The 14,611-nt window shown below is 66.0% G+C and carries 12 protein-coding genes; 9 read left to right on the top strand and 3 right to left on the bottom strand.

From position 1 onward, the window contains the following. Window position 1: 1 nt before the first annotated feature. The 3 genes from IWX64_RS05445 (at window position 2) to IWX64_RS05435 (ending at window position 3,909) form a co-directional block, all read left to right on the top strand. Complete coding sequence (locus IWX64_RS05445) at window positions 2–1,294, top strand: hemolysin family protein (RefSeq protein WP_442859033.1); 1,293 nt, start codon at window positions 2–4, stop codon at window positions 1,292–1,294. Then, window positions 1,291–2,220, top strand: a complete 930-nt coding sequence (gene era, locus IWX64_RS05440; protein ID WP_196866145.1) for a GTPase Era — start codon at window positions 1,291–1,293, stop codon at window positions 2,218–2,220. Before IWX64_RS05445 ends, era begins: the two co-directional genes overlap by 4 nt. Window positions 2,221–2,331: 111 nt before the next feature. Next, window positions 2,332–3,909, top strand: a complete 1,578-nt coding sequence (locus IWX64_RS05435; protein WP_196866144.1) for an LCP family glycopolymer transferase — start codon at window positions 2,332–2,334, stop codon at window positions 3,907–3,909. A gap of 3 nt (window positions 3,910–3,912) precedes the next feature. Here IWX64_RS05435 and IWX64_RS05430 read toward each other — a convergent pair whose 3' ends face one another. After that, window positions 3,913–5,862: a M13 family metallopeptidase gene (locus IWX64_RS05430; RefSeq protein WP_196866143.1), complete on the bottom strand. Its 1,950-nt coding sequence runs from the start codon at window positions 5,860–5,862 to the stop codon at window positions 3,913–3,915. A 286-nt stretch (window positions 5,863–6,148) separates the two neighbouring features. Between IWX64_RS05430 and leuA the strand changes: the two genes are divergently transcribed. The 3 genes from leuA to IWX64_RS05415 all read left to right on the top strand — a co-directional run bounded on the left by leuA (window position 6,149) and on the right by IWX64_RS05415 (window position 9,562). Next, window positions 6,149–7,894 carry a 2-isopropylmalate synthase gene (leuA, locus tag IWX64_RS05425; protein ID WP_196866142.1) on the top strand — a complete coding sequence of 582 codons (1,746 nt, stop codon included), beginning with the start codon at window positions 6,149–6,151 and terminating at the stop codon, window positions 7,892–7,894. 97 nt (window positions 7,895–7,991) lie between these two features. After that, complete coding sequence (gene recO / locus IWX64_RS05420; RefSeq protein ID WP_196866141.1) at window positions 7,992–8,741, top strand: DNA repair protein RecO; 750 nt, start codon at window positions 7,992–7,994, stop codon at window positions 8,739–8,741. Continuing rightward, complete coding sequence (locus IWX64_RS05415; protein ID WP_196866140.1) at window positions 8,738–9,562, top strand: isoprenyl transferase; 825 nt, start codon at window positions 8,738–8,740, stop codon at window positions 9,560–9,562. The genes recO and IWX64_RS05415 overlap by 4 nt, the downstream gene beginning before the upstream one ends. On the opposite strand, the gene IWX64_RS05410 is transcribed toward IWX64_RS05415, so the two are convergent. Beyond that, window positions 9,559–10,674: an alpha/beta hydrolase gene (locus IWX64_RS05410; RefSeq protein WP_196866139.1), complete on the bottom strand. Its 1,116-nt coding sequence runs from the start codon at window positions 10,672–10,674 to the stop codon at window positions 9,559–9,561. The genes IWX64_RS05415 and IWX64_RS05410 overlap by 4 nt on opposite strands. A 96-nt stretch (window positions 10,675–10,770) precedes the next feature. Between IWX64_RS05410 and IWX64_RS05405 the strand changes: the two genes are divergently transcribed. Next, window positions 10,771–11,847: a quinone-dependent dihydroorotate dehydrogenase gene (locus IWX64_RS05405; RefSeq protein WP_196866138.1), complete on the top strand. Its 1,077-nt coding sequence runs from the start codon at window positions 10,771–10,773 to the stop codon at window positions 11,845–11,847. Between the two features lie 38 nt (window positions 11,848–11,885). Here the strand turns inward: IWX64_RS05405 and IWX64_RS05400 are convergent, their stop codons facing one another. Next, window positions 11,886–12,458 carry a DUF3043 domain-containing protein gene (locus tag IWX64_RS05400; protein WP_196866137.1) on the bottom strand — a complete coding sequence of 191 codons (573 nt, stop codon included), beginning with the start codon at window positions 12,456–12,458 and terminating at the stop codon, window positions 11,886–11,888. Window positions 12,459–12,547: 89 nt separating this feature from the next. On the opposite strand from IWX64_RS05400, the gene IWX64_RS05395 reads away from it, so the two are divergent. After that, window positions 12,548–13,951, top strand: a complete 1,404-nt coding sequence (locus tag IWX64_RS05395) for a dipeptidase (protein ID WP_196866136.1) — start codon at window positions 12,548–12,550, stop codon at window positions 13,949–13,951. Window positions 13,952–14,077: 126 nt separating this feature from the next. Then, window positions 14,078–14,458 (top strand): HesB/IscA family protein, encoded by a 381-nt coding sequence (locus IWX64_RS05390; RefSeq protein ID WP_171585239.1) that lies wholly within the window; start codon window positions 14,078–14,080, stop codon window positions 14,456–14,458. Window positions 14,459–14,611 lie beyond the last annotated feature (153 nt).

Genomic DNA, 14,611 nt, shown 5'->3' with positions numbered 1-14,611 from the left:
CATGGCGTTGGTGTTTGTCCTCGTTGCAGCGCTGGTCACGGCCGCCGAGGCCGCCTTCAGCTATCTGCCCCGCCAGGAGGGCGAGGAACTGCTGCAGGGCAAATCCGGCCGCGCGCTGGAGCGGATTCTCGCCTCGCCCATCGCCCACATGCACGCGCTCCGGTTCTGGCGGGTCTGGTTCGAGATGGCCGCCGCCGTGGCAGTCGCCATCCTCTTCCACGACATCCTCGACAACGTGTGGATTGCTGGCCTGCTGGCCACTGCCACCATGGCCGCGGTCGGGTTTGTCCTCGTGGGTGTGTCGCCCCGTCAACTGGGTCGCACCCACGCCAGCACAGTGGTTCCTGCCACGGCCGGACTGGTTCGTTTCCTGTGCGGGGTCCTCGGGCCGGTGCCACGCTGGCTCGTCTCCCTGGGCAGCTCCATCACCCCGGGAGCGGCCCGCGCCGAGGCGGCCTTCTTCACTGAAGAGGAGTTCCGCGAACTGCTCTCGCGCGCCAACGACGCGGAGATGATCGAGGACAGCGAGGCGGAACTGATCCACTCCGTGTTTGAACTGGGCGACACCAAGGTGCGCTCCGTCATGGTGCCGCGCACCGACATGGTGTCCATCGAGACCGGGTCCACGCTGAAACAGGCGATGTCGCTGTTCCTGCGCTCGGGCTATTCCCGCATTCCCGTCATCGGCGACAGCGCCGACGACATCATCGGCATCCTCTACCTCAAGGACGTCGTCGCCCAGCTGCACGGTCCCGATGATCGGGACTCGGATCCGGTGGACGGCGTGTGCCGGGCGGTGCGCTACGTCCCGGAGTCAAAGCCGGTGAGCGATTTCCTGCAGGAACTGCAACGCGAATCCACCCACGTCGCCATCGTCATCGACGAGTATGGCGGCACCGCGGGCCTGGTGACCCTCGAGGACCTGATCGAGGAAATTGTCGGCGAGATCGTGGACGAGTACGACTCCGAAGTACCCGAGCTGGAACAACTCGGCAACGGCGAATACCGGATCAGCTCACGGATGGGCATCGACGACCTGGGGGAGATCTTCCACGTCGATCTGGAGGACGACGAGGTGGACACGGTGGGCGGTCTGCTCGCGAAGACACTCGGCCGGGTGCCCATCGTCGGAAGCGAGGTCACCGTTGGCAGCATCGGATTGCGCGCCGAACGGGTCGAAGGCCGCAGAAACCGGGTATCGCACATCATTGTGCGGAAGCGGGAACCCGCGAACGACGACGACGGCCGGGACCGACATCCCGCACAACTTCAAGGACACGGCGGAATATCATGAGCGAAAAACAGCACCGGGCCGGGTTCGTATCCCTGGTCGGTCGCCCGAATGCCGGCAAATCGACATTGACCAACGCGCTGGTGGGACAGAAGGTGGCCATCACCTCGTCCAAACCGCAGACCACGCGGCACACCATCAGGGGGATTGTGCACCGGGAGGACTCCCAGCTGATCCTTGTTGACACGCCGGGACTGCACCGTCCCCGCACTCTCCTGGGGCAGCGGTTGAACGACCTCGTGGCAGACACGCTCGCCGAAGTGGACGCGATCGGATTCTGTATCCCCGCCAACGAGCCGATCGGGCCGGGCGACAAGTTCATTTCCCAGCAGTTGTCCCGCCTGCAGCGCAAACCGCTGATCGCCGTCGTGACCAAAACCGATCTGGTGGACCGTGCCGCCCTGACGCGGCAGCTGATGGCTGTCGTGGCCCTGGGTGAGGAGGTGCTCGGTGAGGACGGATGGGCCGACGTCGTCCCGGTGTCTGCCGCCGACGGCTTCCAGGTGGAGACGGTGGGGGACGTGTTCGTGTCGCACATGCCCGAATCCCCGCCCCTGTACCCGGGTGGTGCGCTGACCGATGAGCCGGAGGCCGTGATGGTCGCGGAACTGGTCAGGGAAGCGGCCCTCGAAGGCGTCCGCGATGAAATGCCGCACTCGCTTGCTGTGGTGGTCGATGAGATTGTTCCCCGGGAGGGCCGGAGCGCGGACAACCAGCTGCTCGACGTCCGGGTGAACCTTTTCGTCGAGCGTTCCTCCCAGAAAGCAATCATCATTGGTAAGGGTGGTGCCCGCCTCCGGGAGGTAGGCACCAACGCGCGCAAGAGCATCGAAGCCCTGCTGGGCACGCGGATCTACCTCGACCTGCACGTGAAAATTGCCAAGGACTGGCAGCGCGACCCCAAGCAGCTGGTGCGCCTGGGGTTCTAGGCCGGGCACTACCCGGCTCCAGCAGTCGTTGACTGAGAGGCTGGGACTGGTTCGCTTTGCCACCGTCCACCAGCTACACCCGACCGAAATTCTCCGAAAGGGCCGCACCGAATGAGTCCCCGATCCGCCGATGCCGGCCACCCCGCCGAGGGCGCTGCGGCGTCTCCGGGTGGGCGCCACCTCGGCCGGTCGGCGCCTCAGACCGCCCTGAAGATCATTGCCGGTGTCCTGGCCACGGTGCTCATCGCCGGTGCAGGGTTCGCCTCCGTCCAGCTGCTGCGGTTGCAGGGCAACGTGCTGACCCAGCCCCTGAACCTTGGCACCGATCAGGACGGCGACGACACCGCCAATATCGACCGGGACCCCGTGCAGATCCTGATCCTCGGGACCGATACCCGGGAAGGGTCGGAAAACGCCGCGTACGGTGGCGAGGAGTTCACCACTGAGACCGGCAACTCCGATGTCATGATGATGATGCACCTGTCCGCTGACCGGGAGAACGTCACGATGGTCAGCTTCCCCCGCGACCTCCTGGTGCCGCTGCCGGCCTGCCTCGACCCTGAATCCGGGACGCTCAGCCCGGCGCAGGATCTCGCGATGCTCAACGGTGCGCTCGGCAACGGTGGGCCTGGCTGCACCGTCGCCGCGATCAACGAACTGACCGGCCTGAAGATCGACCACTTCATGATGGCCGATTTCAAGGCTGTCAAGGAACTCTCCTCGACCCTCGGCGGCGTCGAGGTCTGCGTGAACCAGGCCATCGAGGACACCTACTCCGGGCTCAGCCTGCCCGCTGGCACCTCCGAGGTGGAGGGTGAGCAGGCGCTGGCCTTCCTGCGGACCCGCCACGGTTTCGCTGACGGTGGCGACGAGGGCAGGATTCGCGCCCAACAGTCGTTCATGGCGTCAATGGCCCGCAAGATCACCGAGGAAGGAACCCTCAACAACCTTCCCCGGATGTACGCGATCGCCGAAACCATCACCAGGAATCTCACCGTCGATGACGGGCTGAGCCAGATTCCCGACCTCCTGCGCCTGGCCGATCGCCTGAAGGACGTCGATCTGGCGAAGGTGGCCTTCGTGACGATGCCCGTGCTGCCCTACGAACCGGACCTGAACCGGCTGGTCCCTGACGAGGAACGCGCCGCCGAACTGTTCGAGACCCTCGTGGACGATCGCAGCATCATCGACGCCGCGGAACCCGAGCCGTCAGCTGCTCCTGACCCCTCCAACTCTCCCGGCCCCTCGGCCTCTTCCGACCCATCCGCCTCAGGTGAGGCGTCCCAGGAGCCGAGCGCAGAGCCCTCCGCTGAGGAGGAACCCGACTTCGATCCCGCCGCAGTCCCGTTCACCGTCATTGACTCCTCCGGAGAAACCGACCGGGGTGAGGAAATCCTGGAACTGCTGCAGGGCGAGGGCTACACCCAGGCGGTGGTTAGTGAGGACTCCGAAACACCGGCAACCCAGCTGTTCGTCGGTCCGGGCTACGAGGCGATCGCAACAGCGGTGGCCGAGCTGTTTGGGCTCGCCGATGTTCAGGTGTTGTCCAGCCCCGCTACCGTGGGGCTCGCCCTGAGCGTCGGCGCCGACTTCACGAGCGGCAGCACCGTCACGACGGAGGGCCTGCCGCCCGAGCTGTCAGGCCAGACTGCTGACCAGGTGACCTGCCAGTCGTCGTTCGGCTCGTAGCAGCTACCAGATCCGGACCCGCTGGTCGGGGTCCAGCCACAGCTGATCTGCCTCGGTCACGCCAAACGCGTCATGGAACGGGTCCAGGTTGCGCACCACCTGATTGCACCTGAACTCGTTGGGGGAGTGCGGATCGACGGTCAGCCGGCGGACGGCCTCCTCGCCGCGGATCTTCTGCCGCCAGCACTGGGCCCACGAGATGAAGAACCGCTGAGCGCCGGTCAAGCCATCAATGACCGGCGGTTCCGCGCCGTCCAGGCTCAGCAGGTAGGCGCGGTAGCCGATGGACAGCCCGCCCAGGTCGCCGATGTTCTCGCCGAGGGTGAGCTTGCCGTTGACGGTGTGTCCGGGAGCCTCGGCCGGGCTGAGGGCATCGTACTGCTCCACCAGACGCGCGGTGAGTGCGTCGAAGGCGGCCCGGTCCTGGTCGGTCCACCAGTTGTCCAGGCGGCCACTTCCATCGAACTGTGAACCCTTATCGTCAAATCCGTGGCCGATCTCGTGGCCGATCACCGCGCCGATTGCTCCGTAGTTGACCGCCGGATCGGCGTCGACGTCGAAGAACGGCGGCTGCAGAATGGCTGCCGGGAAGACGATTTCGTTCATGGTGGGCATGTAGTAGGCATTGACGGTTTGCGGTGTCATCAGCCAGTTGCCGCGGTCGATCGGTCCACCGAGCCGGGCGAGCTGGCGATCCAGTTCGAAGGCTGTCGCTCGGCGGACGTTCCCGTAGGTGTCGCCGTCGACGATTTCCAGTTCCGCATAATCGATCCACTGGTCGGGGAAGCCGATCTTGGTGTGGAACCGTTCCAGCTTGGCGAGGGCGCGCTCTTTCGTCTCTGAGGTCATCCAGTCGAGCGAGGTGATGCTGTCCCGGTAAGCGGACAGCAGGTTTTCGACCAGCCCCAGCATGATGGCCTTGTGGGTGGGTGGGAAGTGCCGGTTCACGTACTCCCGTCCGACAGCCTCTCCGACGGCCCCCTCCACCAGGGCAACCCCGCGCTTCCAGCGGTCTTTGATCTGCGGTATGCCGCTGAGGTGAGTGCCGTAGAAGGCGAACGCAGCGTCAACGAACGCGCGGCTGAGGTACCCGGCCGCGTGCAGCAGCACCCGGGCGGTGAGCCAGCTTTTCCACACCGAGAGGTCTCCCGAGGCCAGGAGCCGGTCCACTGCGGCCAGATACTGGGGCTGGCTGACGATCAGCTCGTCGATGCCGTCGGCGTCGCGGGTCAGGGTCCGAAGCCATGGGCCGCTGAACGGTGCCAGCTCGACGACGGCGTCCAGGCCCAGCAGGTTGTAGGTGGCCTGCGGGTCCCGCCGGGTGACCGCATCCATATGGGCAGCCGCGAGTTGGGTTTCCAGGTCGAAGACGGCCGTGGCCCGTCCCTCCGCGTCGTCCACTCCCGCTTCCTTGAACAGGGCGACCAGGAGGGACCGGTACTCGGTCCGGGAGGTTTCGAACTTGTCCTCCCGGTAGTAGGACTCGTCGGGCATGCCCAGCCCCGACTGGTAGAGGTGCAGCAGGTACCTTTCGGGGTTGCCGGCGTCGTTGCTCACGTAGGGCAGCGCCAGCCCGGCGATACCGGTCCGGGAGAGTTCGGCGTCCAGCGCGACCAGGGCCGCCGTTGACTCGACCGCGTCAATCCTCTCCAGCAGGGGAGCTACCGGGTCCGCGCCGACCCGCTCAATGTGGTCCTCGTCCATGAAAGAGCCGTAGAGCGCCTTGATCCTGAAATTGTCGCCGGACGGAGAAGGCGTCGACGCCGCGTCCTCGATGATCTGGCGCACGGCCAGTTCGGCAGCATCCCGGAGCTGCGTGAAGGCGCCTTCCAGCGGCCGGTCTGCCGGAATATCGGTGGTGCTCAACCAGCCACCGTTGACGTGCCGGAACAGGTCATCCTGAACCCGTTCCTCAGTACCGGTTGCCGTGTGGGTGGTCCCTGCCGTTGTCATGGTTGTCCTCACTGGTGGGGTGAATTCGGGGGTGCGATGAAGTGAAATCGATCCGGATTCCATCCTATGCTCCATGCTAGGGTGGGCTTGTGCGCGCAGAACTGCTTCTCCTTAGCTGCCGCGGCGGGGCCAGAACGACTAGGTAGTCACTCAAGACACAGTCAAGGCCGACTCCCCGCTGCGGAGTCAGTGATGCCCGGCCCAGTCCTGAAGAACCCGGCTCAGAGTCGTACCGAAGCTGCCCCGGAGTCTTCCCCCAGAACCTCCAGAGAACAGGCCAATCATCATGCGCAACGCACAAAAGACGTCCGGAATGCCGTTCCACAAGTACACGCCGTTCCAGGACCAGATCACCGTTGAACTGCCGGACCGGACCTGGCCCGACAAGGTCATCACCAAGGCACCGCGCTGGTGTGCGGTCGACCTGAGGGACGGGAACCAGGCGCTGATCGATCCGATGAGCCCCGAACGCAAGCACAAGATGTTCGACCTTCTCGTCCAGATGGGCTACAAGGAGATCGAGGTGGGGTTCCCTTCGGCGTCGCAGACCGACTTCGACTTCGTCCGTCAGCTGATCGAGACGGACCGGATTCCCGACGACGTCACCATCCAGGTCCTCACCCAGGCCCGGGAGCACCTGATCGAGCGGACCTACCAGTCGATTGAGGGCGCCGATCGTGCCATCGTCCACCTGTACAACTCGACCTCGGTCCTGCAGCGCCGGGTGGTGTTCAACCAGGACAAGGACGGCATCATCGACATCGCGCTGACCGGGGCGCGGCTCTGCAAGAAGTTCGAGGAAACCCTCCGGAACACCGAGGTCACCTACGAGTACTCTCCCGAGTCCTTCACCGGCACCGAACTGGAATTCGCGGCGCGGATCAGCAACGAGGTCGCGGTGGTCCTGGAAGCCAGCGCAGACCGCCAGATGATCCTGAACCTGCCGGCAACCGTCGAGATGGCCACCCCCAATGTGTACGCCGACTCGATCGAGTGGATGTGCCGGAATCTGGACAACAGGGAAAACATCATCCTGTCCCTGCACCCGCACAACGACCGCGGGACCGGCGTCGCAGCAGCCGAGCTCGGTTACCTGGCGGGCGCTGACCGGATCGAGGGCTGCCTCTTTGGCAACGGCGAGCGCACCGGCAACGTTGACCTGGTGACGCTGGGCATGAACCTCTACGGTCAGGGTATCGACCCGGAGATCGACTTCTCCGACATTGACCACATCCGGCGGACCGCGGAGTACTGCAACCAACTCCCCGTCCCCGAGCGTTCACCGTACGGTGGCGACCTGGTGTTCACCGCCTTCTCCGGCTCCCATCAGGACGCCATCAAGAAGGGCTTCGAACGGATGGAGGCCGACGCCGCCGATGCCGGCACGACCGTCGAGGACATCCCCTGGGCGGTGCCCTACCTGCCGATTGACCCGAAGGATATTGGGCGCAGCTATGAGGCAGTGATCCGGGTCAACTCCCAGTCCGGCAAGGGCGGTGTCGCCTACCTGCTGAAGAACGAGCACAGCCTGGACCTGCCGCGACGGGCGCAGATCGAGTTCTCGGGGGTCATCCAGCGTCGCACCGACACGGCTGGCGGGGAAATTACCGGGGCCGAGTTGTGGAAGGTCTTCCAGGACGAGTACCTGCCCAGCCGGGCTGGTGGCGCGGGCACCTGGGGACACTATGCCCTCACCAGCGTCAACACCGCTACCGGGGAGGACGACTCCTTCAAGCTTACCGCGTCCCTGCTGGTGGACGGCGTCCAACAGCGGCGTTCCGCCGAGGCCAACGGCCCGATTGCGGCTCTGCTCTCCATCCTGGGCGAGGACGGGGTGGACGTGCGGGTCCTGGACTACACCGAGCATGCCCTGTCCGCCGGGGGCAACGCCCGCGCGGCAGCCTACGTCGAGTGCACTATCGGGGAACGCGTCCTCTGGGGGATCGGCATCGACTCCAACACCACGATGGCCGCGCTGAAGGCAGTCATCTCAGCTGTGAACCGTGCGATCAGGGACCAGCAGGCCAGCTAGCGTCACCGGCGGGGCATCAAGCCACACGGGGGCAACGGTCAGGGGGCGCGCCCCCACCGATGCCCCCGTGCGGCGGAAGTGGTGCGAAAATGGAACGGTGTCCTCGTCCTTCGCCTCCCGCACCTACCGCGCCGAAGGCGTTGTGCTGCGCACCTACAAACTCGGTGAAGCCGACCGGATCATCGTCTTCCTCACCAGGGATCACGGGCAGGTCAGGGCCGTGGCCAAAGGTGTGCGCCGCACCAGCAGCAAGTTCGGTTCGCGGCTGGAACCCTACATGACGGTGGATCTGCAGCTGGTGGCCGGACGCAGCCTCGACGTCGTCACCCAGGCGCAAACGAAGGGCGCCTACGGCCACGGGATCGCCGCCGACTACGGCCGGTACACGGCTGCCGCGGCGATCGCCGAAACGGCGGAGCGGCTTACCGACGCCGACGGCGAATCCTCCGGAGCCCAGTACAACCTCATCGTCGGGGCGCTGTCAGCCCTGAGCAGGGGCTTGCACGCACCGGAGCTGATCCTCGACTCTTACCTGCTGCGTGCCCTCGCCACCGCCGGCTGGGCACCGAGCTTCACCGATTGCGCCCGCTGTGGGACGCCCGGGCCGCACTCCGCCTTCTCGGCGCCCCTGGGTGGGGGAGTGTGCCCCGACTGCCGTCCACCAGGAGCCGCGTCGCCGTCGGCCGAGTCAATGGAGCTGCTCGCCGCTCTGCTCTCCGGGAACTGGGACACAGCCGACGCCTCCGGCCCACAGTCCCGCCGGGAGGCCGCCGGGCTGGTCGCTAGTTATCTGCAGTGGCACCTCGAACGCGTCGTCAAATCCCTCAAACTAGTGGAGCGTCAGTGAAGTCAGGACCGACAGCCAATCAGGACTGGCGAACCACCAGCCCTACCCGCCCGTGGCCACACCCCTCGGGCGAAACGGCTCCCGCCATCCCGGCGCAGTTCGTGCCCAAGCACGTGGCGATCGTGATGGACGGGAACGGCCGGTGGGCCAACCAGCGCGGTCTGCCCCGGACGGAAGGCCACCGTGCCGGGGAAGCGGCACTGCTCGATGTGATGGCCGGCGCCATCGAGATCGGGGTGAAGCACGTGTCGGTCTACGCGTTCTCCACCGAGAACTGGAAACGCTCGCCGGACGAGGTGCGGTTCCTGATGGGGTTCAGCCGGGACGTCCTGCGTCGACAGCGCGATCAGCTGGACGCTTGGGGCGTGCGGATCCGCTGGTCCGGACGGCGTCCCCGACTGTGGCAGTCGGTGGTGAAGGAACTGGAGGTGGCTGAACAGCAGACCCTCGGCAACACCACCTGCACCCTCACCATGTGTGTCAACTATGGGGGCCGTGCGGAGATCGCCGACGCTGCCCGCGCCATCGCCGAGCAGGTCCAGGCCGGCAAGCTGCGCGCGTCGGCCGTGTCGGAGAAGACCATCCAGAAGTACCTCGACGAACCCGATCTCCCCGACGTCGACCTGTTCCTGCGGACCTCCGGTGAGCAGAGGTTCTCCAACTTCATGCTGTGGCAGTCCGCCTATGCGGAGATGGTGTTCATGGACGTGCTCTGGCCCGACGTCGACCGCCGGGTGTTGTGGCGGGCGATCGGCGAGTACGCGGGCAGGGACCGACGCTTCGGTGGCGCGGTGGACCAGTCGGCTGCGGCACCGGGCTAGCTCCGGCCGACAAGCTCCTGACAGCGGAGCCACCCGTCTAGGGTCAGGTACACCTCGCGGCGGACCGGTTCCTTGGAGAGTAGGACGTCGTGCAGCGCGCCCTCATACCGGCAGACGGTCACGTTCGGTCCGAGCTGGAGGGCCCGCTGGGTCATCAGGGTCACATCCAGCACACTGTCCGAGGTGAGCATCGCCTCGCTCCAGACCGGGCTCACCGATGAGCGGGTCGAGGCCAGGACCAGGACCGGTACGTTGATGTCCAGTCCCCGGCGCACCTGGGCGTGCCCGGCCAGGACCGCCGCCACCCAGCCCGCCCTGATGGAGAAGCCGAACTCGGGACGCCACAGGGGATTGATGTCCCAGTCGCCGTCGCCGGTATTGCTGATGCTGCGCCAGTAAAAACCGATCTCCGGGAGCTTCAGCCGTGCCTTCGGTTTGAACCGGGTGATGGGATCCAGCAGTCCCTGGGTGGCGCCCCGGAAAATCGCACTACCCTGCACATCAAGCCAGGGACTGTTCAGGATCAGGCTGGCAATCCGGCCGGGATTGCGGTGGACCCATAGCGAGGCGATGAGCGCTCCCGTGGAGTGCGCCATCAGGTGCACGTGAACCGGCACCTCAGCGCCCTGCCGTTCACGGATGTGGGATGCCATCGCCCGCAACGCCGCATCGAGGTCGTCGTCATAATCGGCGAGGTCCCCGACATATCCGGGGGTCTGCCCGTCGCGTAGGCTGCGCCCGTACTTGTGAAGATCCAGCGCGTAGAAGGCGACCCCGCGCGCCGCGTAGAACTCGGCGAGGCCACGGTGGAGGAAGTAGTCGCTCCAGCCGTGCAGGTAGAGGACTGCAGTGACTGGCGGCTCCTCGGATGCCGGTTCGTTGGTGCTCCCTCGCTCGGGTCGCTGGGGCAGGCGATCCAGGAGGTGCGACCACCAGACACGGGGATGGAACCGGTTGCCTGCGGGGGGATGCGTCGCCATTGGGTTCTCGGGTGTCGGGGGAGTGTAGGACACCAGCGTCGCGACGCACGGACCCTCGTCGTCGGTGCCGAGCGGCAGGTCGGCGCAGGTGAACCCGTCGCCCAGATAGTCCGGTTTCCAGATCAGCCCCATCCGAAAACTGTAACCGCTGGCTCCGTCTCCAGGAGCAGCTCCACCGCCGGCGGGCAGGAGTTGTTGTTGGCAGCTTGTGCGTGGGAGTTTTAGAGCATGCGAATCTACCCTGCCTTTTTCCGACTGGTCTTCTCCCGCATGGACGCCGAACGGGCCCACCAGATCGGGTTCCGGCTGATTCGTGCCGCGGAACGCACACCCGCCGGCTTGGTGCTGCGTCAGCTGACAAAACCACACCCGGGACTGCAGACCTCGGCGTTCGGCATCACGTTCCCGTCCCCGTTCGGGCTGGCAGCCGGATTCGACAAGGAGGGCCACGGGATTACCGCCCTGACCAGCCTGGGATTCGGTCATGTGGAGGTAGGCACGATCACCGGCCAGGCACAGCCCGGCAACCCGACACCACGTCTGTTCCGCCTGGTCGCAGACCGAGCCGTGATCAACCGGATGGGATTCAACAACGACGGAGCAGCGGCCGTCGCCCCCCGGCTGAAGGTGGCCCGCGCAAGGCTGGAACGACGGTACGTAGCCAACCGGCCGATCATCGGAGTCAACATCGGTAAAACCAAGGCGGTCAACCTTGGGGACGCCGTCGCGGACTATCTGGTCAGCGCGAGGGAACTGGCGCCCACGGCCGACTACCTGGTGGTGAACGTCAGCTCCCCGAACACTCCGGGTCTCCGCCTCCTGCAGAACGTCGAATCCTTGCGACCGCTCCTGACAGCGGTCCGGCAGGCAGCCAACGACAGTGCGGGGCGTCCGGTGCCGCTGCTCGTCAAGATAGCCCCCGACTTGGAGGACCAGGACATCGACGACGTCGCCGCCCTCGCCGTCGATCTCGGTCTGGACGGGGTCATCGCTACGAACACCACCATCACGCGCTCAGGGCTGGCCAGCGACAACGCGCTGGTGATGAAGTGCGGCGTGGGTGGACTGAGCGGTGCCCCCCTGAAGCAGCGTTCCCTCGAGGTGCTGCGTCGGCTCCGCGCCGCGGCAGGCGATGAGCTTGCCATCGTGTCGGTCGGCGGGGTGGAGACTGCCGAGGACGTCCTGGAACGCCTCGACGCTGGCGCCACCCTGGTGCAGGGTTACACGGGGTTCCTGTACGAGGGGCCCTTCTGGGCCCGGCAGATTAACCGTCGGCTGGAAGAGTTGCTCACAGCGCGTCACTAGCTGCTGGCAGCAGCCCGGTGTCCCTGAGGGAACCGGTCCTACGCCGGGTATTCGCCGCGCTTCACCAGCGGCTTCGGAAGCCGCAGGCGGCGGAGCTGCAGCCCACGGGTGACCCCGTACCAAAGGTCGCCGCGGGCGGGCTCACCAAACTTTGCGGTCAGGCGTCCCCTCAGGCTACGGCGCAGCAGGAAGCAGTCAAGCACGACGGCGATGATGATGATCCAGAAGGCGTACAACACCATTCCCTGGACCTGCATGCTGGGAACAAAACTCAGGATCACGAACACCAGCGCCGCGACCATGAGGAACTCGCCGAGATTCCAGCGGGCGTCCACAAAATCCCTGATGTAGCGGCGCGCCGGGCCCTTGTCACGCAAGGGCAGGTAACGCTCTTCACCGGTATCGAGGGCCTGGCGCATCCGGAGCCTTTCGGCTCGCTGCGCATCCCTGCCGGCCGCCTTCGCAGCCTTCCGGTCGTCGGGGACGAGCGGGCGCTTCCGTGCGGCTTCCTGAGAGCTACGGCGCGGCGTCGGCACTCCCTTGCCAACAGGGCGCTCTTCGGGCAACTGGTCTACGGGGGCCTCGGGGGCCTCTTTTTTACGTCCAAACACCCTCCTAGGATACCCGCCGCAACGCTCGCGTGCGCCCGGTCACTATGCAGCCGTCACTACTCGACGGTCACTGTGTAAGGTCGACTTACATGACTGACGAACAACACGCGTCCCCCCACGACTTTTCGGCTCAGGCCCTTCGCGCCGCCGTCGCCACCGGCTTCGAGGAGGTGGTCACCGATCTCATTGACCTCGTCGCCATCCCCGGGATCGCCTGGGAAGCTTTCGACCCGGCCGAGCTGGACCGCAGCGCCGAGGCTGTCGCTGGCCTGATTCGAGCCGCTGGCGTGAGCGACGTCCAGATTCTCCGGGTCACCACCGACGGGGTCCAGGGCGGTCCCGCCGTCGTCGCCCGCCGGCCGGCCGCACCCGGAAAGCCGACTGTGCTTCTCTACGCCCACCACGATGTGCAGCCGCCGGGCGACCGCGCGCTGTGGGAGAGCGAACCGTTCACCGCCGTCGAACGCGGCGGCCGGCTATACGGCAGGGGAGCGGCCGACGACAAAGCGGGCATCATGGCTCACCTGGGCGCCCTCCGCGCGCTGGATGAGGTGCTCGGGGAGGACTTCGGCGTCGGCGTGACCCTCTTCATCGAGGGTGAGGAGGAGGCCGGATCGCCGACTTTCAGGACGTTCCTCGACACCCACCGGGACCTGCTGCAGGCTGACGTGATCGTGGTTGCCGATTCCAGCAACTGGAAGGTCGGCGTTCCCGCCCTGACCACGAGTCTGCGCGGTCTGGTCGACGGCACCGTCGAGGTGCAGGTCCTTGAACATGCCGTTCACTCGGGCATGTTCGGGGGACCGGTGCTGGACGCACCGACACTGCTCGCCCGGCTGATCGCCACATTCCATGACGACGCCGGCGACGTCGTCATTGCCGGGCTCGCCGGCGGCGACCACGCTACCGTCGACTACCCGGAGGTCGACTACCGCGCGGACGCCTCGGTGCTCGACGGCGTCCGCCTCGCTGGTACCGGGTCCATCGCCTCACGACTCTGGACCAAGCCGGCACTGTCCATCATTGGCCTTGATGCTCCGAGCGTCGCCCTGTCCTCCAACACCCTCCTCCCGCGGGCCCGCGCCAAGTTCAGTCTGCGCCTGGCGCCTGGCCAGGATCCGGCGTCGGCAATGGCGGCGGTCAAGGACCATGTGGTGCGTCACGCGCCTTTCGGTGCAACGGTCACGTTCACCGAGGGGGAAACCGGTAGCGCCTTCGCCTCCGATACCGCGGCGCCAGCCGCGCAGACCGCACTGTGGGCGCTCCAGGAAGCGTGGGGCGTCCCGGCCGTTGAAGCAGGAATGGGAGGTTCGATTCCGTTTATCGCCGACCTGACCGAGGTGTACCCAACCGCACAGATCCTGATCACCGGGGTGGAGGATCCCGATTCACGCGCGCACAGCGCCAACGAGTCGCTGCACCTCGCGGAGTTCCAGAAGGCGGTGCTCGCCGAGGCGTTGATGCTCTCCCGCATCAACGCCGAGGGTCTCTGACCAACCCGGCCGGGGACGCCGCCCGCGACCAGCCGGTCCCGGGGTTGGTCGCGGACGGGACTGCCGACGTACCATGGGTTAGGACACAAAACCGCTACGCGTGTCCACAGCGAGGAGAAACCAGTTATGAGTACTTCCACCAGCGAAACCACCACCGGAACCACCGAGGCCGAGTTGGCCGCCCATGAGGTGATGCTCTCCGATGTTGCAGCCGACAAGGTACGCAGCCTCCTGGAGCAGGAAGGCCGCACCGACCTGCGGCTCCGCGTTGCCGTGCAGCCCGGCGGTTGTTCAGGCCTGATCTACCAGCTGTACTTCGACGAGCGCACCCTCGACGGCGACGCCGTCCGGGAGTTCGACGGCGTAGAAGTCATTGTCGACCGGATGAGCGTCCCTTACCTGGCGGGCGCCTCGATCGACTTCGAGGACACGATCTCCAAGCAGGGGTTCACCATCGACAACCCCAACGCCGGCGGCTCGTGCGCCTGCGGCGATTCGTTCCACTAGCACGTGTTTGCTGCCCAAACAAGCACCATTGATGACCTGCCAAAAGTTCCGCGGCAGGCCGTCTTGGTGTCATCCGATGGCGGCGGTTACGGGTAAGCTCTACAGTAAGTAGTAAAACTAAATGTGTGCCTTTCGCGCACACGGGGTAACGCC

It is taken from the genome of Arthrobacter sp. CAN_A212, from assembly GCF_015752345.1.
In the GTDB taxonomy this organism is placed as follows: domain Bacteria; phylum Actinomycetota; class Actinomycetes; order Actinomycetales; family Micrococcaceae; genus Arthrobacter_D.
Note: the sequence above shows the minus strand (reverse complement) of the source record. Positions and strands in the feature narration are given on the sequence as shown.

Bases quoted from the DNA above. Each gene is read 5' to 3' on its own strand.
- IWX64_RS05445 (WP_442859033.1), top strand. From the start codon at position 2: ATGGCGTTGGTGTTTGTCCTCGTTGCAGCGCTGGTCACGGCCGCCGAG.
- era (WP_196866145.1), top strand. From the start codon at position 1,291: ATGAGCGAAAAACAGCACCGGGCCGGGTTCGTATCCCTGGTCGGTCGC.
- IWX64_RS05435 (WP_196866144.1), top strand. From the start codon at position 2,332: ATGAGTCCCCGATCCGCCGATGCCGGCCACCCCGCCGAGGGCGCTGCG.
- IWX64_RS05430 (WP_196866143.1), bottom strand. From the start codon at position 5,862: ATGACAACGGCAGGGACCACCCACACGGCAACCGGTACTGAGGAACGG.
- leuA (WP_196866142.1), top strand. From the start codon at position 6,149: ATGCGCAACGCACAAAAGACGTCCGGAATGCCGTTCCACAAGTACACG.
- IWX64_RS05410 (WP_196866139.1), bottom strand. From the start codon at position 10,674: ATGGGGCTGATCTGGAAACCGGACTATCTGGGCGACGGGTTCACCTGC.
- IWX64_RS05405 (WP_196866138.1), top strand. From the start codon at position 10,771: ATGCGAATCTACCCTGCCTTTTTCCGACTGGTCTTCTCCCGCATGGAC.
- IWX64_RS05395 (WP_196866136.1), top strand. From the start codon at position 12,548: ATGACTGACGAACAACACGCGTCCCCCCACGACTTTTCGGCTCAGGCC.
- IWX64_RS05390 (WP_171585239.1), top strand. From the start codon at position 14,078: ATGAGTACTTCCACCAGCGAAACCACCACCGGAACCACCGAGGCCGAG.